Origin of the sequence: Buchnera aphidicola (Thelaxes californica), assembly GCF_005080825.1 — a bacterium.
Lineage (GTDB): Bacteria > Pseudomonadota > Gammaproteobacteria > Enterobacterales > Enterobacteriaceae > Buchnera_I > Buchnera_I aphidicola_V.
Genome location: NZ_CP034852.1, coordinates 376,873 through 401,231 on the forward strand (window position 1 = coordinate 376,873; position 24,359 = coordinate 401,231).

Genomic DNA, 24,359 nt, shown 5'->3' on the forward strand with positions numbered 1-24,359 from the left:
AAAAATATCATAATTTAAATACTATATTACATATTTATTATAATGACATCATTTTATACAAATTAAGAATGATAATTGTTTTGAATATTTATTAAAAAAATAAAATACATAAGGCTTTATTATATGAATTTAGAATTAAGAAATATAGCAATCATTGCTCATGTAGATCATGGAAAAACAACATTAGTAGATAAATTATTAGAACAATCTAAAAATTTAAAACATCAAAAACATCAATTAAATAGAGTAATGGACTCTAACATCTTAGAAAAAGAAAGAGGCATCACAATTTTATCTAAACATGCATCTTTATTTTGGAAACAATATAAAATTAATATTATTGATACTCCTGGACATGCAGATTTTGGAGGAGAAGTCGAAAGAGTAATGTCTATGGTTGATTCAGTATTATTAATTGTGGATGCTATAGATGGTCCTATGCCTCAAACTCGTTTTGTGACACAAAAAGCATTTAACTATAATATACAACCTATTGTTATAATTAATAAAATTGATAGAGAAAATGCACGTCCTGAATGGGTGTTAGATCAAATTTTAGATTTATTTATCAGTTTAGATGCTAATGATATGCAACTAGATTTTCCAGTAGTATATACTTCTGCAATTCAAGGAATTTCAGGAATCCAGATAAATGATATGAAAAAAAATATGGATCCTTTATTTGAAACAATAATAAAGTATGCTCCAGCTCCTAATGTTCACATTAACGGGCATTTAAAAATGCAAGTATCACAACTAGATTATGATAACTATTTAGGAACTATCGGGATAGGTAAAATTCAAGAGGGAAAAATTTTAATTAATCAAAATGTCAAAATTATAAATACTATGAATCAAATTTCTAGTGGTAAAATTAATAAAATTTTAACGTATGTAGGATTAGAACGTAAAGAAACTGCTGTTGCTCAAGCAGGAGAAATAGTAGGAATAGCTGGACCTGATGTAATTAATATTTCTGATACGATTTGTGATAATGAAAATATTGAAGCATTACCAAAACTAAATATTGATAAACCTACAGTAAAAATGTTTATATCAGTTAATACATCACCTTTTTGTGGAATTGAAGGAAAATTTATCACTTCTCGACAAATTTATAATCGATTACACAAAGAAGCTAAACATAATATTGCTTTAAAAGTTGAAGAAACAAAAAATGCAAATACTTTTTGTATATCAGGAAGAGGAGAATTACATTTATCAATATTAATTGAAAATATGAGAAGAGAAGGATTTGAAATGGAAGTTTCGAGACCTAATGTTATTTTCAAAAAAAAAAATGAATTAGAACAAGAACCTTATGAAAATGTTACTTTAGACATATTATCAGAACATCAAGGAACTTTAATGCAACTATTAGGTAATAGAAAAGGAAAAATTACAGATATATTTCCTGAAAACAATGGAAGAGTACGTATGAATTATATTCTTTCAAGTCGTTCACTAATAGGTTTCAGAAATGATTTTTTAACTCTTACTTCAGGAACAGGATTATTTTTCTCAGCTTTTAGTCACTATGATACTATGCAATCTAATACAATTGGTCAAAGAAAAAATGGAGTATTAATTTCTAATAAACAAGGACATGTAGTATCATTTGCTTTATTTCATTTGCAAGACAGAGGAAAATTATTTGTAATTCATGGAGAAAAAGTATATGAAGGACAAATTATAGGTATACACAATAGAAATAACGATTTAACAGTTAATTGTTTAACTGGAAAAAAATTAACAAATATGAGAGCATCAGGATCAGACGAAGCAATTATTTTAACACCTCCTTTAAAAATGAGTTTAGAGCAAGCAATAGGATTTATTAATGATGATGAATTAATTGAAGTAACTCCTAAAGCTATTAGATTAAGAAAACGTTATTTAACAGAAACACAAAGAAAAAAATTTGGAAGAAACATAAAAAATTAATATATATCAAAAAATATTTAAATTAAATACATTTATAAAAATTATTTGGATAGATTATATCTATCCTTTTTAAACAAAAATAATTTTTATAATAGTAAAATACATAATCAATGTTATTTACAAATTAAAGATTGAATAAAATGATATTTTTTCCATTGTTGATAATGTAAAGATAAACGATAAGAAATAACAATACTTTTTAAATCTGATATAGCTTGATAAAAATCATCATTAATAATGATATAATCATATTCATTATAATGATTCATTTCCAAAACTGACTTTTTCATTCTATTTTCAATATCTATTGTTGTATTTTGACCTCTTTTTTTTAATCGTTGATATAATTCTTTTTTTGATGGAGGAAATATAAATATGCTAACTACTGGAGAAAAAATGTTTCTTACTTGTTGAGCACCTTGCCAATCAATATCTAAAAAAACATCTTTTCCTTGTTTTAACACTGTTTCAGTTAATACACGTGATGTTCCATAATAATGATTAAATACTGTTGCATATTCTAAAAAAAGATTTTTCTTTATCATGTTTTCAAATTTTTTTTTAGAAATAAAATAATAATGTTTACCTTCTTTTTCCCCATTTCTAATTTTACGCGTAGTATACGAAACAGATACTGTTGAATTTAAACCATATTTTGTAGATAAAAAAGATCGAATTAAACTAGATTTTCCTGCTCCACTAGGAGCTGAAATTATAAAACAAATTCCAGATTTTATCATACTGATATTATATAAATTTTTTTAAAAGTTTACATGGATTATAAAATAAAATTTTTTTTTAAACAAAATATTAAAATTCTTTTTTTATTTTAAAAAAAATATTTGAAACACCTTGTATTCTAAGATTATTCAAATGATCTAAGTTTTTTCGCAAAATGCATTGTACCCATATTTCTTTTTTTAATGTTTGAGAAACCGATAATATTGTTCCAATAATTAACCAATCATTATCTCTTTGAATTTCTATATAAGATCCTTGAAATTGAAAAAAATTTGTTAATTCTATGTCAAAAGAACCAGAAGAAGTAGATATTAACCAATATAAAGAATATTTAATTTTTCCCTTAAAATACAATCGAGCTATAGCTTCTTGTCCATAATAACATCCTTTTTTAAAATCAATTCCTTTTAATTTTACTAAATTAGTATTTAAAGCTATAATTTTAGCATAATTGTTTTGATCTATAATTGGAATTCCGGACTGAATATCTAAACTTAACCATATGTTATTTGAACATACTTTTTTTAGTAAATGATATGTATTTTGTATATATTTTATATATTCTTTTTTTAATAAAACCAAAAATCTTTTTTTTATTATATCTAAATTAAATATTAATCCTTCTTGACAAGAAGTAATAATATTATTTTTTTTAAAAAACATTGTTGAATTAAAATTAAAATATTGTTGTATAGAATTTCCTTTTATACCTAATAATATATATTGATTTAATTCAATAATACTTAAATTATAAAAAATTGAACATTTTTTCAATTCACTTATTTGATATTGTGTTACGCTACTTCTTTGTATATAAGCATAACCTGTTTTATAATGAAAAATAATAAAAATACTTAATAATTTTCCATGAACATTACAATGAGAACCAATTGCATATTCATTTTTTTTGACATTATTTATATTAATTGAGAACATATTTTGCAAAAAACATGCTGCATCCACTCCTTGTACTGAAATACACGTCCAATCTGTTAAGAAAATATTATTAAACAATAATTTTTTTTTCATTTTTATTTTTTTCTGATATATTTTATGATTTTTTAAAATATAATTAACAATACATTATTAACCATAAAGAAAGAATACATAAAATAATTATTGGTATACTTTTTTTTTTAATAATATTATATTAATAACATAAATAAAATTTACATTCATGGAATAATATATGATGATAGAGCAAAAAGAATTTAAACTAATACAAAAATTATATGAAAAATTTATCATTTTAAAGAGGAATCTTTGAATATGACAAAAAAAAAAATAGATTAAAAGAAATTCATTTACTACTGTCAAACACTCAAAATTGGAAAAATATTCTAATTACTACTCAATTATATAAAGAAAACAAAGAGATTGAAACAATTATTTTAAAAATAAAAGATATTGATAAAAAAATAAAAAAAATAAAAATATTGCTTAGAGAGAATGATAAAAAAAATATATATTCAATTCATATTTTAATAACAGAACTGAAACAAAAAATTCAAAATCTTACTTTATATACAATGTTATCTCAAAAAAACGATAAACTTAATTGTTATATAGATATACAATCTGGGTCTGGAGGATTAGATGCACAAAATTGGGCAAAAATGTTATTACGTATGTATTTAAAATGGTTACATAAAAAAGAGTTTAAAGTTGCGATTATACATGAATCAGAAGGAGATAATATAGGAATTAAATCTGCTACAGTACATGTTTCCGGTAAATATGCATATGGTTGGTTGCGTACTGAAACGGGAATACATAGATTAGTACGACCAAGTCCTTTTAATAATAATAAAAAAAGACATACATCTTTTTGTTCAATTTTTGTATATCCTGAAATAAAAAAATCTCATGAAATTAAAATTCAATCTAATGATTTAAGAATAGATTTTTACCGATCTTCTGGAGCAGGAGGACAACATGTAAATACCACTGAATCAGCAGTGAGAGTAACTCATATTCCAACAGGAATAGTCACACAATCACAAAGTGATCGATCTCAACATAAAAATAAAAATCAAGCATTAAAACAATTAGTTTCTAAATTACATGAATTACAAATCCAAAAAAAAAAAACTGAACAAAAAAAAAAAGAACAATTAAAACATAAAATAAGATGGGGTAATCAAATACGTTCGTATATTTTAGATGATGCTCGAATTAAAGATTTAAGAACTGGAATAGAAAAAACAAACATTCAAGAAATATTAAATGGTGATTTAGATCATTTTATTGAAGCTAGCTTAAAAATGGGATTATGAGGACTTTATTTAAATGCGTGATATAAAAAAAACATTTTTTTCTGAAAATAAAAATGTTCAAACAGAATATAACGAAAGAAAAAAAAAATTGAATATTATGAAACAAAAAGGATTTATTTTTCCTAATAATTTTCAACCTAATTTCACTACTAAAATTATACAAAAAAAATATAATTTTTTAAATAAACAACAACTTGAAAATATAAAAATTTTTGTAAAAATTGCTGGAAGAATTATTAATAAAAGAATTATGGGTAAAGCATCTTTTTTTACAATTAAAGATATAAGATATACCATACAATTATATTTAAAAGAAGAAACAATATCATTAAATTTATATCAAGATTATATTAATAACTGGGACATTGGAGATATTATCGGAGCAGAAGGTATTTTATTTAAAACAAATACTAATGAACTTACTATTCGGTGTACTACATTAATTCTTTTAAATAAATCTATATACCCTTTACCTGATAAATTTCACGGATTAATAAATAAAGAAATTAAATATAGAAAAAGATACATCGATTTAATTGCTAACGATGATCAATTTAAAATATTTGAAAAAAGATTTCAAATTATTCAATTTATTCGAAAATTTATGATACAAAAAAATTTTTTAGAAGTTGAAACACCAATGTTACATAACATACCAGGTGGAGCTAATGCACGTCCTTTTTCAACTTACCATAACGTATTAAACAAAAAAATGTATTTAAGAATATCACCAGAATTATATTTAAAAAGATTAATTATTGGAGGTTTTAGTCGTATTTTTGAAATAAATCGAAGTTTTAGAAATGAAGGGATTTCGAATAAACATAACCCAGAATTTACTATGATGGAAATATATCAATCATATGCTACATATAAAGATATGATGAGACTCATAGAAGTATTATTTAAAAATATAGCACTGAAGATTAATAAAACAGATGTTGTTAATTATCAAGATTATTCATTCAATTTTAATGAAAAATTTGAAAAATTATCCATTAAAAATGCTATTTTAAAATTTAATCCTGAAATTCACGTATCAGAATTAGATAACCTTAAATCAATTAAAAAAATTGCATCTACTTTAGATATAAATATAGAACCTACATGGTCTATAGAAAAAATTCAAATAGAAATATTTGAAAAAAACACCGAAAAAAAAATTATACAACCAACTTTCATTACTGAATATCCTATCGATGTATCTCCATTATCTAGAAAAACTAATAACAATCATAAAATCACAGAACGTTTTGAACTATTTATTCACGGAATGGAAATAGCTAATGGATTTTCTGAATTAAATGATTTTGAAGATCAAAAAATAAGATTTAAAAAACAACTAAAAAATAAAACTACTAAAAACTATGAGACACATAATTTTTATGATCACGAATATGTTACTGCTCTTAAATATGGATTACCTCCTACGGCTGGTTTAGGAATAGGAATTGATCGCTTAGTAATGTTATTAACTAATAGTAAAAATATTCGTGATGTCATATTATTTCCAGCATTAAGATCTTTTGAATTATAATTTTATATATAAATTATATTATTTAATATATAATTTATATATAAATATGTATAAAAATTATATATAACATATATTGTTAATTAAAAATAGGAACTTATGTTTAATTCTTTCAATTATACTTTTTCTTATCAAGATATTTATAATTTTATAAAAAAAAATAATACACCTTTTTGGGTATATGATCATAATATTATTATAAATAAAATTCAAATGTTACAAAAATTTGATGTGATTAGATTTGCTCAAAAAGCATGTTCAAATATCAATATATTAAAAATAATGAAAAAAAATAATGTGAAAATAGATGCTGTATCTAATGGAGAAATAAAAAGAGCATTATTTTCAGGATTTCATCCTGATAATGGAGATATAGTATTTACTTCTGATATACTTGATAATGAAACTTTATTAACAGTAACTAAATTTAATATTCCAGTAAATATTGGCTCTATAGATATGATTCATAAATTAGGAAAAGTATCTCCAACACATCAAATATGGTTAAGAATTAATCCAGGATTTGGAGATGGTCATAATAAAAAAACTAATACAGGAGGTGATAATAGTAAACATGGAATATTACAACCTTTGTTAGCCTTAAATGCTATAAAAAAATATAACTTCCAATTAATCGGAATACATATGCATATAGGATCTGGAGTTAACTATACACATTTAAAAAAAGTATGTAAAGCAATGTATCAAAATGTTTTAAAAATCAAAAAAAATATTTCTCATATCTCTGCAGGAGGAGGATTATCTATTCCTTATCGAAAAAAAGACCAACAAATCGATATTGAACATTATTTTCAAGAATGGAGTAATACTAAAAAAAAAATTGAAAAATATTTAAAATATCCTGTTACTTTAGAAATAGAACCTGGAAGATTTTTAGTAGCTGAATCAGGAATATTAATATGTACAGTATATGTAATCAAAAAAACAAATACACATACTTTTGTATTAACTGACGCAGGTTTTAATGATCTTATGCGACCAGTAATATATGGTAGTTATCATGAAATTTCAATTATTCCACATGATCATAGAATAATTAATACACATAATTTAATTGAAACAGTAATAGGAGGACCTTTATGTGAATCCGGAGATATTTTTACTCAAAATAGTAAAGGAGATATTATTACAAGAAAATTACCTGAAATTAAAATAGGAGATTACTTAATATTTCATCAAGTAGGAGCATATGGATCTTCTATGTCATCTAACTATAACAGTAGACCATTAATATCTGAATTTTTATTTCAAAATAAAAAATTTATGATAATAAGAAGAAAACAAAAAATAGAAGATTTAATCCAATTAGAAATAAATTGATGAAAAAAAAATCAATATTTATTACTATAAATTATAGATATACATCTATATGTATTTTAAAAATTATATTCAAACATAACAAAAAATATTTTTTTAAATAATATTCAATATTGAATTATACAACATAATACATCATTGTTTATATATAATATTTAATATATTTTTTTTGAAAATACATATTTATTTCTATAATATTTGATACTTTTATTTTAAAAAAATATATATCATTTATCATTAATATATATTAATAAATAAATACAATTTTTAAAAAATATCATAATTAATTATTATAACAATTTTTTAAAAAATTTAAAAAAAACAAAAAAATTATCAAAAATATTTTTATGTAATATTTATTACACTGAATAATTATTAATATATTTTAAAATATTAATATTTATTTTTTAAAAACAAATATTTTTACATTATTTTAAATATCCATAATAAATCAAAGCAAATTCTTTTTATTAACTATATTTTAAAATATAATTATTTACAAAAAAAAATGTATTAAATTACAATTACAAAATTTCATTTTAAAAAATATTATTAATAAAAATTCAATTATCAATTTATTCTTTCATTTATTAAAAAAAGAAATATTATTAGTGTAACAATAATCATAATATGATATAAAAAAAATTATTTTGTTAAATATAAAAAAATTTTTTTGTATTAAATAATCTAGTATTAAATGTTGATAAAATATATTTTTTCTTCAAATCTTTTTTTTAAAATTATATACAAATATAAGTCAAAAATATGAAAAAATTTTTTATAAAAACATGGGGTTGTCAAATGAATGAATATGACACCTCTATTATTAGTAATTTACTTAATAAAGAAAATAATTTTTTATTAGTATATTCTGAAAAAGAAGCTGATATTTTAATTTTAAATACTTGTTCTATTCGAAAAAAAGCACAAGAAAAAGTATTTGATCAACTGGGAAGATGGAAAAAATTAAAATGTGAAAATCCAAAAATTGTCATTGCAGTAGGAGGTTGTGTTGCTACACAAGAAGGAAAAAAAATGTATCAAAGAGCTAATTATATTGATATAATTTTTGGTCCTTTAACACTACATAAATTACCTTTTATGTTACAACAAATCAAAAAAAAAAAAATTATTATAGATACCAAATCAAAAAAAATAGATAAATTTGATTATATTATTCCACAAGACAAAAAAAAAATTACTAAAATTATTTCTATTATGGAAGGTTGTAATAAATTTTGTTCTTTTTGTATTGTTCCCTATACTAGAGGACGTGAAATACATCGTTTTTATAAAGATATTTTAAAAGAAATTATAATAGCTGCAGAACATGGAGCAAAAGAAGTTATTTTATTAGGACAAAATGTTAATTCTTATGTATACCGAGAAAAGGAAAATACTGTTACTTTTGCAAAATTATTATTTTTAATTTCTGAAATAAAAAAAATCCATCGTATACGATTTATTACAAGTCATCCTATTGATTTTACAGAAGATATAATAGAAGTATATAAATATAACAAAAAACTAGTAAATTTTTTACATTTACCAGTACAAAGTGGTTCAAATAGAATTTTAAAATTAATGAAAAGAAAATATACTATTCAGCAATATAAAGAAATTATTCAAAAAATTTTATTGGTTCGAAAAGATATGCAATTTAGTTCAGATTTTATAGTAGGTTTTCCGGGAGAAACTCAAAAAGATTTTGAAAAAACCATTCAGTTGATTGAAGAGATTAATTTTGATATGAGTTATAGTTTTTTATATTCCCCTAGACCAGGAACACCCGCTATAAAATTAGAAGATAATATCAGTATTCAAGAAAAAAAAAAACGACTTCAATCGTTACAAAATATTATTAATCAACAAACGCTAAAATGGAGTCAAAAGATGTTAAATACTACAACAATGGTTTTAGTAGAAGGACCTTCAAAAAAAGATCCAATAAAATTATCAGGTAAAACTGAAAATAACAGAATTGTAAATTTTTCAGGTTTTTATAATATGATTGGGAAAATTATCCCTGTTAAAATAACAAAAATTAGTCATTACCAACTAGAAGGAACACCAATTTTCAGACAATTCATATATTAACGTTTAATAATCAAACAATAAAATAAATAAAAAATATGTTAAATATTACATTACAAAAAGTTTATACTGCTTATTATATTCCTTCTAAAAAAAAATTTTTAATGTGGCTTAAACCTGCTTATAAAAATAAAAAACAAAATTTTATTACAATACGTATTGTGAATGCTTGTGAAATTAAAACATTAAATAAAAAATATAGAAAAATAAATAAAATAACTAATATATTATCTTTTTCATATAATATTATTATGAGTAAAAAAAAAATATTTTCAGGAGATTTAATAATATGTAGCGAAAAAATTTTTAATGAAGCAAAAAAACAAAAAAAAAACTTAGATGCTCATTGGGCATATATCAGTATTCATGGAGCACTACATTTACAAGGATATACACATAACACAAATATTAACTTTGAAAAAATGAAAAAAAAAGAAAATGAAATATTAAATATATTAGGATACCAAACTCCTTATTAAATATAATTTACTGATATATAAAAATACAATGTTTATATATAATAAACATACCTTTAACATTAAATAGAGATTTATATTTAAAAATCATGGATGTTATTCGTTCAAAAAATATTAAAAATAAAAAACAGAAAAAAAATAAAAAAGATAAAAAAAATTTTTTTTCTGTTTTAATAAAACAACTGTTTTATAATAAAAAAAAAAATAAAAAAAATTTATTTGATTTAATTAAAGATGCACAACAAAACAAATATATAGATCCAGAAATTAAAGATATGTTAGAAGGTATTATTGATATAACTAAACAATGTGTAAAAGAAATTATGGTTCCAAGATCTCAAATGATTACATTAGAAGCAAATTATACTTTAAATCAATGTTTAGATATTATTATTCAATCTTCACATTCTAGATTTCCAGTAATGAACGCTGATAAAAATTATGTAAAAGGTTTTTTAATAGCAAAAGATTTATTATCTTTTATGAGAAACAACACAGAAAATTTTTTTATAGAAAAGATGTTACGACCAGCTGTCATTGTACCAGACAGTAAAAATGTAGACAGTATGTTAAAAGAATTTCAGTTAAGACGTCACCATATGGCAGTAGTAATAGATGAATTTGGTGCAGTATCCGGATTAATAACTATCGAAGACATTTTAGAATTAATAGTAGGAAAAATTGACGATGAATATGATAAAAAAAACGAATTAAATATTAAACCAATGAATAGTAATACATTTCATATTAGCGCATTAACTGAAATTAAAGAATTTAATGAAAAATTTCACACTTCTTTTGGAAATCAACAAATTGACACTGTGGGTGGTTTAATTATGCAAGCATTTGGAAAACTTCCAAAAAACAATGAAATCATTACTATTCATAATTTTCAATTTAAAATTATGATAGTAAATAGTAGAAGAATAGTTCAATTACAATTAAAAGTATTACATAACCATAAAAAATAGAAAAAAATTTAGTATAAAAATGTAATACCTTTATAACAGTTATTTAAATTTTTTTTTAAAATGTAAAATAACATTACTTTTAAAATATTAAAAATAAAAAATAAAATATGATATATGAAAAATATAATTATAAAAAAATAGAAAAATATGTACAAAAATATTGGTATAAAAATAAAACATTTAGTGTGACTGAAAATACAAAAAAAAAAAAATATTATTGTTTAGCTATGTTACCTTATCCTTCTGGTAATTTACATATGGGACATGTACGTAATTATACTATAAGTGACGTAATTTCTCGTTGTCAAAGAATGCTTGGAAAAAATGTTTTACATCCAATTGGATGGGACGCTTTTGGACTTCCTGCTGAAGAAGCAGCTATTAAAAATAAACTTAATCCTAAAAAATGGACTGAAAATAATATAATTGCAATGAAAAAACAATTATATAAATTAGGATATAGCTATGATTGGAATAGAGAAATTAATACATCTAATCCAGAATATTATAAATGGGAACAATGGTTATTTATTCAACTATATAAAAAAAAATTAGTATATAAAAAAAAAGAAACTGTATATTGGTGCCCAATTGACAAAACAGTATTAGCAAATGAACAAGTAATTCATGGAACATGTTGGAGATGTCAAACAGAAGTACAAATAAAAAAAATTTCTCAATGGTTTCTTAAAATTACACATTATGCAAAAGAATTGTTACATGATTTAAAAATGTTACATCAATGGCCTAACAAAGTAGTTAATATGCAAAAACAATGGATTGGAGAAACTAAAGGAATCGAAATAAAATTTAAAATATTCAACGATAAAATGACAATTAAAATATTCACTACTCGAATTGATACAATTATGGGAGTTACATTTTTATCTCTTTCTCCTGAACATCCATTTTCTAAAAAAATTGCGAAAAAAAAAATTCATATAAAAAATTTTTTAAAAGAAAAAATTGAAAAAAATGTTATGTATAATCATCAAAAAATATATGATTATATAGGTATCAATACTGAATATTTTGCTATTCATCCTATTAATAATAATTTAATTCCAATATGGATTACTAATTATGTTACTTTAGAACACAATATTAAAGCAATAATGTCTATCCCCGCTCATAACATACATGATTTTTCTTTCGCATTAAAATACAATATTAATATTAAAAATGTTATTAACATATCTAAAAAAATAAAAAAAGAATCAGTACAATTACCAATTATAAAAAAAGGATATCTTCATAATTCTGGAGATAACTTAAATACTTTAAATTCTGATGAAGCCACTAAAATAATTAAAAAAATATTATTTAAAAAAAAAATAGCAAAAGAAAAAATTATTTATAAAATTAAAGATTGGAATATTTCAAGACAAAGATATTGGGGAACTCCAATTCCAATAGCAGTTACAAAAACTGGAAAAAAAATATTAATACCAGAAAGTGATCTTCCAGTAGTACTTCCTGATAATGATTTAAATGCTCAACAGGAATATATCAATATATTAAAACTCAATAGTAAATGGAAAAAAATTAACATTAATGGTGAGATAGTACAAAGAGAAACAGATACATTTGATACATTTATGGAATCATCTTGGTATTATATTAGATATACTAATCCACATATAAAAGATAAAATGATCGATCAAAAAGCAGCACAATATTGGTTACCAGTAGATCAATATATTGGAGGTATTGAACATGCAACTATGCACCTATTATATTTTAGGTTTTTTCATAAATTATTGCGTGATTTAAATCTTGTAAAAACCAATGAACCAGTTCAAAAATTAACATGTCAAGGTATGGTATTATCTAATGCATTTTACTATTTAGATTCATATAAAAAAAAACATTGGGTTAATTTAAAAAACATAAAAATTACACAAAATAAAAAAGGAAAAAAAATTTTTTTTTATCAAAAAAAAAAAATTGAAGTAATTAATGCTGGAATAATAAAAATGTCCAAATCTAAAAATAACGGTATTGATCCAAATTTAATGATTGAAAAATATGGAGCTGATACTATTAGATTATTTGTGATGTTTGCTGCTCCCATTGAAAATGCATTAGAATGGCAAGAAAATGGAGTAAAAGGAATGTCCCGTTTTTTAAATAAATTATGGAATCTTGTTATTGACAAAAAAAAATATAAAAGAAATGATAAGAATTTCAACTATGTTAGTTTAACACATCAAGAAAAAAATATATTATCAAAGTTACATGAAACTATCATGAAAGTAACTTATGATATATATGAAAAAAATGCATATAATACTGCAATTGCTTCTATAATTATTTTAGTAAAAAAAATTGAAGAATTTAAAATTGAAACTGAACAAAGTAAGTCAATACTTTTTATATGTTTATTAAATATTGTAAAAATGATGTATCCTTTTTCTCCTCATATTTGTTTTTTTATGTGGGAAAAATTTTTATCATGTTCAACTTCAAAAACTATTGATTTTGAATCATGGCCTCAATATGATAAAACATTAATTTTAAAAAAAAATATTGTAATTGTTCAAATTAACGGAAAAAAAAAATGTAATATTCTTACAGACGTTAATACACCTCAAAATATTATTTTGAAAAAAATAACAAAAATATCTAAAATATCACTTTTTTTAAAAAATAAAAAAATAAAAAAAATTATTTATATTAAATCTAAAATCTTTAATATAGTAACTGAAAAATAAATAATTAATTTATTTTTTATATTTTAATATACATTTTTGATAAAAATGTACTAATTGTTAATGTGATACACATACAATGTAATACTGTTAATTACTTTAACAAAAACATTTAAAAAAAATTTTGAGTAAAATATTAATGAAATGTATTTTTTATGAAGAATTAGAAAATTACTATATAGAAAAAAAAAATGTTTTTTGCTATTTTATTATAGGGAATGATACTCTTTTATTACAAGATAGTATCAATTTTATTGTTAATACAATTAATAAAAATAAATTTTTTAAAAAATTTGAAATTTCTATTCAAAAAAAACAAGATTATCAATTAATACTTAAAATATTACAAATTAATGATTTTTTTAATCAAAATAAAATTTTATTTATATCTTTTAAATCAAATTGTTTTGATAAAAAAATTTTAAAAAAAATAGAAAATATTTTTCCTTATCTTAATGAAAAAGTAATTTTAATTACATTTTTTACAAAAATTGACATAAAAATTAAAAAAATATGGTCTCAATATTCCAAATATAAAAATATTATTACAATTTATTGTAATACTCTTAATCAAAAAAAAATTTTAGTCTGGTTTAACAATAAAGAAAAATATAATAATGTAACCTTTACACAAGAAGCAAAAGAATTTTTATGTAATCATTTTGATAATAATTTTTTATTTTTAAGAAAAGAAATAGAAATTATATTATTGCTATATCAAAAAAAAAAAAATATTTCATTAAATGATTTAAAAAAAAATACAACATTCAATTCTCAATTTACTGTATTTCAATGGATAGATTGCCTTTTTTTAGGAAATAAAAAAAAAAGTTTAAAAATTTTAAATGTTTTACATCAAAGTAAAATTCATCCATTAAACATTATAAGAATGTTACAAAAAGACATCATTATATTAATTGAAATGCAACAACAAAAAAATGTAAATAGTACTTTTTTATTTCAAAAAACAATATGGAAATCTAGACATCATTTATTTTTTAGATTAATAAAAAATAATAAAATAAATATTTTTTATAAAATTATTAAAATATTATATATCGCAGAAATATCAGAAAAAAAAAACAATCAATATTATACATGGATAATTTTACAATCAATTATTTATTATATAAAATAAAAAATATTTATAATTAAATTATAAAACTATATTATTAATAATAAAAATAAAATATTAAAAAAATCTTTTAAATTAAAAATATAAAATATATATTTTATATTTTTTTTTAAAATACTTGAATCAACTTTTTAAAATATATAAATACATTTTCAACTGACATAAAAAATAATAGTAATTATTATTACATATCTATATCAGTTGAAATATACATTAAAAAATTAATTTAAACATTACTCATAATATAAATGTAAAACATGAAGATAAATCAAATAAAAATTTTAAATTTATTGGGATTAAAATGCCCTATACCTATTATGCAATTAAAAAATAAAATTAGAACAATGAAAAAAAAAGAAAAATTAATTGTATTATCTGATGATATATATAGTAAAAGAGAAATCATGTTATTTTGTAATTGTATGGGTCATAATATTATTCAAATTACTTATAAAAAAAAAATTATTAAATATTATATCGAAAGACAATAATAAAATAAATAAATTTTAAAAAATAAGAAAAAAATATTAGATTAATAACAGTAACATTCTTCTTAAAGGTTCTGCTGCACCCCACAATAATTGGTCTCCTACAGAAAATATAGATAAATATTTTTTTCCAAGATTTAATTTTCTTAATCTACCTACAGGTATTGACAAAGTTCCTGACACATTAACTGGAGATAATTTTACTTTAGTTAATTGTTCTTCATTAGGAATAATAGTGACCCATTGATTATTTTCTAATAATAATTCTTCTATATTTCTTATAGAAATATCTTTTTTTAATTTTATTGTAAAAGATTGACTATGACATCTTAATGTCGCGACTCTTACACAAATTCCATCGATATTTATATTTTTTTTAGAATTTAAAATTTTATTTGTTTCTGCTTCTATTTTCCACTCTTCTCGAGTTTGTTGATTATTTAAAGGTGCATCAATCCAAGGGATTAAACTTCCTGTTAAAGCAACCCCAAAATTTTTTTTTGGAAAATTTTTTTCATTAAAAATACGAGTAATTTTTTTTTCAATATCTAGTATTGAAGGTGTTTTTGTAAACAAATCTTTTTGTATCGATTGACAAATAAAGTTCATTTGTTGAATCATTTCTAACATATAAGCAGAACCTGCTCCAGAAGCTGCTTGATAAGTAGAAACATTTAACCAATCAATTAAATTATTTTGAAATAACCCACCTAATGCTAACAACATTAAACTAACAGTACAATTTCCACCAACAAATGTTTTTATTCCTTTATCAATTGCTTGAATAATATTTTGTTTGTTGATAGGATCTAAAACGATTAAAGTATCAGTATTCATCCTTAAGGAAGAAGCCGCATCAATCCAATAACCCTGCCACCCTATATTTCTAATTTTAAAATACATTTTTTCAGTATAGTCACTACCTTGACAACTGATAATTATATCCATTTCTTTTAATTGTTCTATATCATATGCATTTCTTAATCTTTCTTTCTGTTGATTATTTAATATATAATGATATTCTTCAAATTGAGAAGTAGAAAAGAAAACAGAATTTATATTTTGAAAATCTTTTTCTTCTAACATACGATCTATTAAAACAGAACCTACCATTCCTCTCCAACCAATAAAACCAACATTTTTTTTCATCACTTATACCTTTTTATTCAATTTTAATAACTTAACTTAAAAAAATATTTGATATACAGAAATATTTTTTTAAGAACTTATATTTTTTTTTAAAATTCAATTATAATAGTTTATATTGATATTTATAAATATAACTAATTAATATTTAATTAAATTTATTAATTATATTAATGTTTTTTTTTATAAAATCATATATATATATATTAAAACTCTCTTAAACATTGTATTTTACAATAAAAAATTTATAAAAAGAAATAAATGAGTTATATTTTATTTTAATAATTTTAATAAAAAAATAATATATATAAATATATATTATTATTAAATAATACCATTAATACATTTTTTGAAAAAAAATTATAATAGGAAAATATAATGAATAACATGATTTCTAATACTATATTATTAATATTAATAATGGATCCTTTAGGTAATTTACCAATTTTTATGTCTACTTTAAAAAATTTTAAACCACATAGACAACGATTTGTATTAATTAGAGAGATGTTATTAGCATTAATGATTATGTTTTTGTTTTTGTTTGCTGGAGAAAAAATACTAAGTATTTTGAATGTAAAAACAGAAACAGTTTCTATATCTGGAGGAATAATTTTATTTTTAATTGCAATTAAAATGATATTTCCATCTGAAACAAATCAAAATAATAATTCTTTTAAAGAAGAACCATTTCTGGTACCACTAGCTATTCCATTAGTTGCAGGTCCTTCTTTATTAGCAACTTTAATGTTACTTTCTCATAAATACCCTCATCAAACTCCTTATTTAATTGGTGCTTTATTGCTAGCTTGGACCATTACAATGTTTGTTTTATTATCATCAGAATTATTTTTAAAATTATTAGGAAAAAAAGGAGTAATTGCACTAGAAAGATTAATGGGATTAATTTTAATTATGATATCAACTCAAATGTTTTTAGATGGAATTCAAAATTGGTTTAATTTTTAAATAAAAATATTAAAAATAAGATAAAAACATTTATTTTGTACTATTTTTATTAAAATATGTATTTTATTTTAAAATAATATTTAATATTCATTTTTTTTATAAAAAAAATATTTTTTATAAATAATTTATATGATAAAGTAACTTCATAAAAACTAAAGATATTGAGTTAATAATCATATGCTTAACATGAATGAAATAAATTTAAAAAATAAAAGGGTATTAATTAGATTAGATTTAAATGTTCCTATACATAATGGAAAAATTCAATCTTATGCTCGAATTGATGCAGCGTTACCAACAATTAAAATGGCAGTAAAAGCACACGCAAAAGTTATTTTAATGTCTCATTTAGGACAACCTAAAGAAGGAATATTTGAAAAAAATTTTTCTTTAAAACCTATTTTTAAAGAATTAGTTAAAAGATTACCTAATGTTTCATTATTTTTCAAAAAAAATATTGAAGATATCAACAAAATTAATTCTGGAGAAATTATTCTTTTAGAAAATGTTCGTTTTAATATTGGTGAAACAAATAATTGCAAAACATTATCAAAAAAATATTCTGAAATATGTGATATTTTTATTATGGACGCTTTTGGAAGTGCTCATAGAATACATGCATCTACTTATGGAGTAGCAAAATATTCATCGATAAAATGTGCTGGACCTTTACTTCTAAAAGAAATTTGTGCTTTAGAAAAAGTATTAAATCAACCAAAAAGACCTATGGTTGCTATAGTAGGAGGTGCAAAAATTTCTACTAAATTTAATATTTTATATGCTTTAGAAAAAATTGCAGATATAATCATTGTCGGAGGAGGTATAGCAAATACTTTTATTGCTGTAAATAATTCAGTAGGAAAATCTTTACATGAACCAGAATATATTGAAGAAGCCAAAAAAATTTTAGAAAGAAAAAAAATTATTGCTCCAATTGATTCTAGAGTTAGTACTTCTTTCAATAAAGAAGCTGTTGCATACATCAAAAGTACTAATAATATTCATATCAATGAAGAAATAATGGATATTGGAACTAAAACAGAAAAAATAATAAAAAAAATTATTTTAAATGCAAAAACAATATTATGGAATGGACCTGTAGGAGTTTTTGAATTTCCTAATTTTTCTTCTGGAACAAAAAATTTAGCTATGGCTATTGCTGAAAGTAATGGTTTTTCAGTTGCTGGTGGAGGGGATACTATTAATGCAATCGAAAAATTTCAAATTAAAAATAAAATATCCTATATTTCTACAGGAGGAGGTTCATTTTTAACTTTTTTAGAAAAAAGTACACTTCCTTGTATTGATATTTTAAAATAAATTATTAATAAATATTTTTATTAAAAAATAAAATACATAAATAATAAAATAAATGAAAGGTATATTGTTATGCATAAAATATCTAAAATTATTAAACCAGGAATAATTTTTGGAAAAGATATAAAAACAATTTTTACAATAGCAAAAAAAAACAAATTTGCAATTCCAGCAGTAAATTGCATTGGAACTGATTCTATTAATGCTGTATTATCAGCTGCATATGAAGCACAATCTCCGGTTATTATACAACTATCTTACAGCGGGGCTAGTTTTATAGCAGGAGCAAAAATTAATACAGTAAAATACCAATGTCCATATAAACAATCTATAATAGGAGCAATATCTATTGCTCATTATATCCATAAATTATCAAAATATTATCAAATACCAGTAATTTTACATACTGATCATTGTTATCAAGAAATATTACCTTGGATAAATGCATTAATTGAAGAGGGAGAAAAAAACTTTCAAAAAACTGGGATACCTTTATTTTCATCACATATGATTGATTTATCTAAAGAAAAAATAGAAAAAAATATATCAACATGTAAAAAATATCTTCAAAGAATGTCAAAAATCAATATGATTTTAGAAATAGAACTAGGTTGTACTGGTGGAGAAGAAGATGGTATTGATAATTCATCTCTTAAAAAAGAATCTCTTTATACTTCTCCTGAAGAAGTAAATTATGCTTATGAACAACTAAATACTATTAGTGATCAATTTACTATTGCAGCATCATTTGGAAATGTTCATGGAGTATATTCACCAGGTAGCATTCAATTAAAACCAAAAATTTTAAAAAAATCACAATCTTATATTAGAAATAAACATAAATTATTAAACATTAATCCAATTAATTTTGTTTTTCATGGTAGTTCCGGAACAAATATACATGATATTAAAAAAGCTATTTCTTATGGAGTAGTTAAAATAAATATCGATACTGATATACAATGGGCTACATGGGAAGGAATATTAAAATATTACTATATAAATAAACATGGTTTACATAGTCAATTAGGAAATGATAAAGGAATTGAATATCCAAACAAAAAATATTATGATCCTAGAGTATGGATTCATGAATCTCAAAAAAATATAAAAAAAAGATTAATACAATCGTTTCAAGATTTTAACTCATGTAACCAATTATAAATTAAATCAAAAAATCATATTAAATAATAGTTTTTTTATAAAAAATTAAAATGTAATAAAGTAAAATACAAAACAATATAAAAAATTACTAAATTTTATCAAAAAATTAAATTATTAAATATAAAATATTTTTTATTTTGAAAAAAAACGATTTTTAATTATTGTTTTTAAAAAATTTTTTTTATATTTATTTTAAAATAAATTTTTATCTTATTTTTTTGAATAAAATTGAATTATAAATTATATTTATAAATTTAAACCGATTTTTTTACATTTGTTATGATTACTTTATTATTAAACTAAATTAAAATATAAAATGTATTTTATAAATATTATTAAACAGTTTTAAATTAATTTAAAAAAAATTCTAAAAAACAGTACACAATAATTTTTTAAATTTTAATATTTTATAATGTGAAAAAAATATGATATAAAAAAAATAATATTATTAAACTTTTTATCTGTGTATATAAAACAATATAACAAAATCTTTTTGAGAACTATATAAAAAATATTTTTTTAAAAAAATAAAGTAATTTATACTTCAAGAAATATAATTAAATTACTCTATAATTATTATTATAGTTATAAAAAAAAATTATTTTTGTCAAAAAAAAATATTTATATCTTGATATAATATTGTTCAAATTAGTCAATAAAATTTATTTTTCATGAATCTTTTTTTTTGAATTCTTATAATAAATATATAAAATATTTAAAAAAAAACATGAATAACAATAATTCTTTTTATATCTAATACCATACATAAAAAATACATTAAAAAAATATTTTTTATATAAAAAAATTGGAAAATATATGCTATATCTATATGAATCAAATCAATTAAAAAAACTTTTAGAAATAAATTGCAATATTATTAAAAAAAAAATATAAATAATACACCATTCATTCCTGAATTTTTTTTAATTTATCAACATCCTACATTATCTAAATGGTTAAAAATTAACTTAGCGAAAAATAATAATATTTGTGCTAATAATTCTATAGAAGATTTTGAATATTTTTTTTTAAAAATATTTAAAATTACTCTTCCTGAAGTTTATTATAAAATTATTAAATCTTCTTCTACATTCTTTTGGAATATTTTAAATATACCAAATAATCAACTATTTACAGAAATATTTAATAAAAACAATTCTGAATTAAAAAAATATCAAATTGCAAAAAAACTATCAAACATTTTTAAAAAAAATTTGATGCAATGTAATAATTGGAAAAAATTTTGGAAAATAAATTGTCATAATATTTATGAAAAAAAAATTTTGATATGGAAAAAAAGTATTTGGAATATTGTAACTAAAAAAATAAAAAAAAAAAATGTTTTTACAATTTTGAAAAAAAAAATTAAAATTTTACATATAAAAAAAATGTTGTTTATTCCAAATCGAATATTTATATATAATTCTCATACACTTCCAATTTTTTATTGGAAAATATTAAAAATATTCAGTTCTTATTGTCAAATATTTGTTTTTAATATCAATAATAATAATAACTATTTTTATAATCTTAATGATAATAAAAATATCTTTCCAATGAAAGAACAACATAATTTTCATAAACATAAATTTTTAAAAATAAAAAATAATAAAAATTTATTTTATTCATATCAAAATAACATCAGTATATATTATAAAAAAAAATGTTATATTCATCAATATACCGAAAATAATGTACTAAATTTTTTAAAAAATTATATATCTTTAAAAAATGTTTCACATATAATAAAAAAACATAAAAAATTTTGCTTATTAAAAGATGATAAATCCATTGATATTCAAGTTTGCTCAAATATTCAACAAGAAATTGAAATACTTGTAAAAACCATCATTAATCAAATAAACAATAATAAAAATATTAGTCCTAAAAATATATTAATACTAGCTCCTAATATTGAAATATATATACCTTACATACATTCAATTTTTCAATCTTTTCCAAAAAGTGATACCTTACCTTTTACTATTTTTAAAAAAAATCAATATTATAACAATAATGTTATACAATTTTTTGAAACAATATTATGTTTATATAAACAACGTTTTGAAGTAGATAAAATTTTTGATTTATTACGTTTTCCTTTTATTCATCAAAATTTTGCTTTAAAAAAAGAAGAATTACATATTGCATATACTTGCTTAAATCAAGCAAATATTAAATGGGGAATTAATAATGCTCACCTAAAACATCTTAACATGTCTTCATGTGATATTGAAAATACATGGGAATATGGAATTAAAAGAATACTGTTAGGAACTTCAATGTATATAGAAGATGGTATATGGAATGATATACTTCCAATAAATACTTTTAATAATGTGAATATCAACAAAATAATAAGTATAGTTATGTCATTTATAATTCTTTTAGATACATGGAGAAAAAAATTTAGGAGTAAAAAATTACTAAAAAATTGGAAAAAAATAGGATTTTTAATTGTCCAAAATTTTTTTGATGTTAATAACAAAAAAATTATTGATACACTTAATTTCATAAAAAAAAAATGGATGGATATTATATCTGAAGGAATAGAAAACAAATATCTCAAAAAAATTAGTATTAAAATACTCATCGAAGAATTTAAAAATTTTTTCAAAAAAAATAATTGTTTTAACTTATTTTTAGAATCAATTATTTTTTCTGATTTTGATTGTTTTGAAAATATACCATTTAAAATAATTGGAATTTTAGGATTAAATAAAAATTTTCCAAAAACAATTATGAAAAATAATTTAGATTTAACACATATTGATTCTTATCCGTTAAATAATCAATTATTTTCAAAAGAAATATGTATATTTTTAAATATTATTTTATCTACTCATAAAAAATTATATTTAAGTTATGTTGATAACAACATTCAAAAAAATAACATAATAAATTCCTCAATTTTCATTAAAAAAATTATAAATTATTTATTAATAACAATTAAAATTAAACAAAAAAATGATCATAATATTTTTTTTAAAAAAAATAAAATTATTACTTATTTATGTACTTTTAATTATCATACAAAATTCCTCATAATACACCCTAAAACAAAAAAATTACTAAAAAGTATAGAAAAAATTAGCAAAAAAATCACAAAAATTTCTAAGAAAAACAATAATTTTGTTACAAAAAACAAAAATATTAATACAAAAATTTTAATTAATTTTTGGAAAGATCCAATAAAATTTCATTATATTAATAAAATGAAAATTAATATTTCTTCATATAATAATATTGAAACAATATCTTCAGAACCTTTTTTAATTAACAATCTTTATCAATATAAAATAAAAAAAAAAATTTTTAATTACTTAATATTAAAAAAAAATACTCAAGAATTATTTTTATATTACAAAAAATCTGGAATTTTACCACAAGGACAATTAGGACAAATTTTATTTAAAGAACAACTTAAAATAACACAAATACTATTTCAAAATTTTTTTAATATTAATACAAAATTAATAAAAAAAGAGTATGATTTTAAAATACATCAATTTAAAATTTATGGAACATATACTATTGGAACAAAAGTAGGAATATTTCAATGGAAACCTTCTATTATCAGAATGTCTGATCAAATTTCTTTATGGATACATCACTTAATATATTGTTATTTAGGAGGTAAAAATAATAGTTTTATATTAGGAATACAAAACACTTTTTGTGGATTTTATAAGATAAAAAAAGTACAAGCTCAAAAATATCTTATAAATTATATTCAAGGTTATCATGATGGAATGGAAAAACCTATTTATTTTACTCAATCAGGATGTATATGGATATTATCATGCTATGATAAAAAAGAAAAAAAAATTATTAAAAAAAATATATACTTAGGCTATAAAAAATTTATTCAAAAATGGAATGGAAATATATTTTCTAAGGGAGAAAAAAATTTTTTTTATATAAAAAAAATAATTAATAAATTAAACATCACAAAAGAAAAAAAAATATATACAGAAACAAAAAAATGGTTACTACCTATTCTTAAATATAAAATTTGGAAAAATCCATTTAATTAAGTCATTAAATTCAAAAAA

At 20.4% G+C, this 24,359-nt stretch carries 17 protein-coding genes; 14 read left to right on the forward strand and 3 right to left on the reverse strand.

Annotation, left to right across the window (positions count from 1 at the left end):
• Positions 1-123 precede the first annotated feature (123 nt).
• Positions 124-1,944, forward strand: a complete 1,821-nt coding sequence (gene typA / locus D9V80_RS01695) for a translational GTPase TypA (RefSeq protein WP_158353615.1) — start codon at positions 124-126, stop codon at positions 1,942-1,944.
• A 113-nt stretch (positions 1,945-2,057) separates the two neighbouring features.
• Here the strand turns inward: typA and gmk are convergent, their stop codons facing one another.
• Entirely contained in the window at positions 2,058-2,681 is a 624-nt protein-coding gene (gene gmk, locus D9V80_RS01700) for a guanylate kinase (protein ID WP_158353911.1), read from the reverse strand.
• A gap of 73 nt (positions 2,682-2,754) precedes the next feature.
• Positions 2,755-3,714, reverse strand: coding sequence for a hypothetical protein (locus tag D9V80_RS01705; protein WP_158353618.1), 960 nt, complete (start codon positions 3,712-3,714; stop codon positions 2,755-2,757).
• Between the two features lie 163 nt (positions 3,715-3,877).
• On the opposite strand from D9V80_RS01705, the gene prfB reads away from it, so the two are divergent.
• The 9 genes from prfB (at position 3,878) to D9V80_RS01750 (ending at position 15,711) form a co-directional block, all read left to right on the forward strand.
• A protein-coding gene (prfB, locus tag D9V80_RS01710; protein ID WP_410051797.1) for a peptide chain release factor 2 occupies positions 3,878-4,961 on the forward strand; the annotation gives its coding sequence in 2 pieces (ribosomal slippage) (positions 3,878-3,949 and positions 3,951-4,961; 1,083 coding nt in all).
• Positions 4,962-4,974: 13 nt separating this feature from the next.
• A complete protein-coding gene (lysS, locus tag D9V80_RS01715; RefSeq protein ID WP_158353620.1) occupies positions 4,975-6,498 on the forward strand; it encodes a lysine--tRNA ligase in 1,524 nt (507 codons plus the stop codon).
• Positions 6,499-6,594: 96 nt separating this feature from the next.
• Positions 6,595-7,836, forward strand: a complete 1,242-nt coding sequence (gene lysA / locus D9V80_RS01720; RefSeq protein ID WP_158353623.1) for a diaminopimelate decarboxylase — start codon at positions 6,595-6,597, stop codon at positions 7,834-7,836.
• 762 nt (positions 7,837-8,598) lie between these two features.
• Complete coding sequence (miaB, locus tag D9V80_RS01725; protein WP_158353625.1) at positions 8,599-9,930, forward strand: tRNA (N6-isopentenyl adenosine(37)-C2)-methylthiotransferase MiaB; 1,332 nt, start codon at positions 8,599-8,601, stop codon at positions 9,928-9,930.
• Positions 9,931-9,965: 35 nt separating this feature from the next.
• Complete coding sequence (gene ybeY, locus D9V80_RS01730) at positions 9,966-10,406, forward strand: rRNA maturation RNase YbeY (protein ID WP_261978556.1); 441 nt, start codon at positions 9,966-9,968, stop codon at positions 10,404-10,406.
• A gap of 86 nt (positions 10,407-10,492) precedes the next feature.
• A complete protein-coding gene (gene corC, locus D9V80_RS01735) occupies positions 10,493-11,374 on the forward strand; it encodes a CNNM family magnesium/cobalt transport protein CorC (RefSeq protein WP_158353628.1) in 882 nt (293 codons plus the stop codon).
• A 107-nt stretch (positions 11,375-11,481) separates the two neighbouring features.
• The gene (leuS, locus tag D9V80_RS01740; RefSeq protein WP_261978557.1) at positions 11,482-14,088 is read left to right on the forward strand and encodes a leucine--tRNA ligase; all 2,607 of its coding nucleotides are present in this window, start codon (positions 11,482-11,484) and stop codon (positions 14,086-14,088) included.
• Between the two features lie 136 nt (positions 14,089-14,224).
• Positions 14,225-15,223: a DNA polymerase III subunit delta gene (gene holA / locus D9V80_RS01745; RefSeq protein ID WP_158353630.1), complete on the forward strand. Its 999-nt coding sequence runs from the start codon at positions 14,225-14,227 to the stop codon at positions 15,221-15,223.
• Positions 15,224-15,477: 254 nt separating this feature from the next.
• Positions 15,478-15,711, forward strand: coding sequence for a sulfurtransferase TusA family protein (locus D9V80_RS01750; RefSeq protein WP_158353632.1), 234 nt, complete (start codon positions 15,478-15,480; stop codon positions 15,709-15,711).
• 36 nt (positions 15,712-15,747) lie between these two features.
• Here D9V80_RS01750 and asd read toward each other — a convergent pair whose 3' ends face one another.
• Positions 15,748-16,857 (reverse strand): aspartate-semialdehyde dehydrogenase, encoded by a 1,110-nt coding sequence (gene asd, locus D9V80_RS01755; protein WP_158353634.1) that lies wholly within the window; start codon positions 16,855-16,857, stop codon positions 15,748-15,750.
• Positions 16,858-17,232: 375 nt separating this feature from the next.
• On the opposite strand from asd, the gene D9V80_RS01760 reads away from it, so the two are divergent.
• From D9V80_RS01760 to D9V80_RS01775, 4 genes are all read left to right on the forward strand, one after another.
• Positions 17,233-17,823: a YhgN family NAAT transporter gene (locus tag D9V80_RS01760; protein WP_158353636.1), complete on the forward strand. Its 591-nt coding sequence runs from the start codon at positions 17,233-17,235 to the stop codon at positions 17,821-17,823.
• 177 nt (positions 17,824-18,000) lie between these two features.
• Positions 18,001-19,143 carry a phosphoglycerate kinase gene (locus D9V80_RS01765; RefSeq protein ID WP_158353638.1) on the forward strand — a complete coding sequence of 381 codons (1,143 nt, stop codon included), beginning with the start codon at positions 18,001-18,003 and terminating at the stop codon, positions 19,141-19,143.
• Positions 19,144-19,212: 69 nt separating this feature from the next.
• Positions 19,213-20,304, forward strand: coding sequence for a class II fructose-bisphosphate aldolase (fbaA, locus tag D9V80_RS01770; protein WP_158353640.1), 1,092 nt, complete (start codon positions 19,213-19,215; stop codon positions 20,302-20,304).
• Positions 20,305-21,212: 908 nt separating this feature from the next.
• Complete coding sequence (locus D9V80_RS01775; RefSeq protein ID WP_261978574.1) at positions 21,213-24,341, forward strand: exodeoxyribonuclease V subunit gamma; 3,129 nt, start codon at positions 21,213-21,215, stop codon at positions 24,339-24,341.
• The last annotated feature ends 18 nt before the right edge of the window (positions 24,342-24,359 follow it).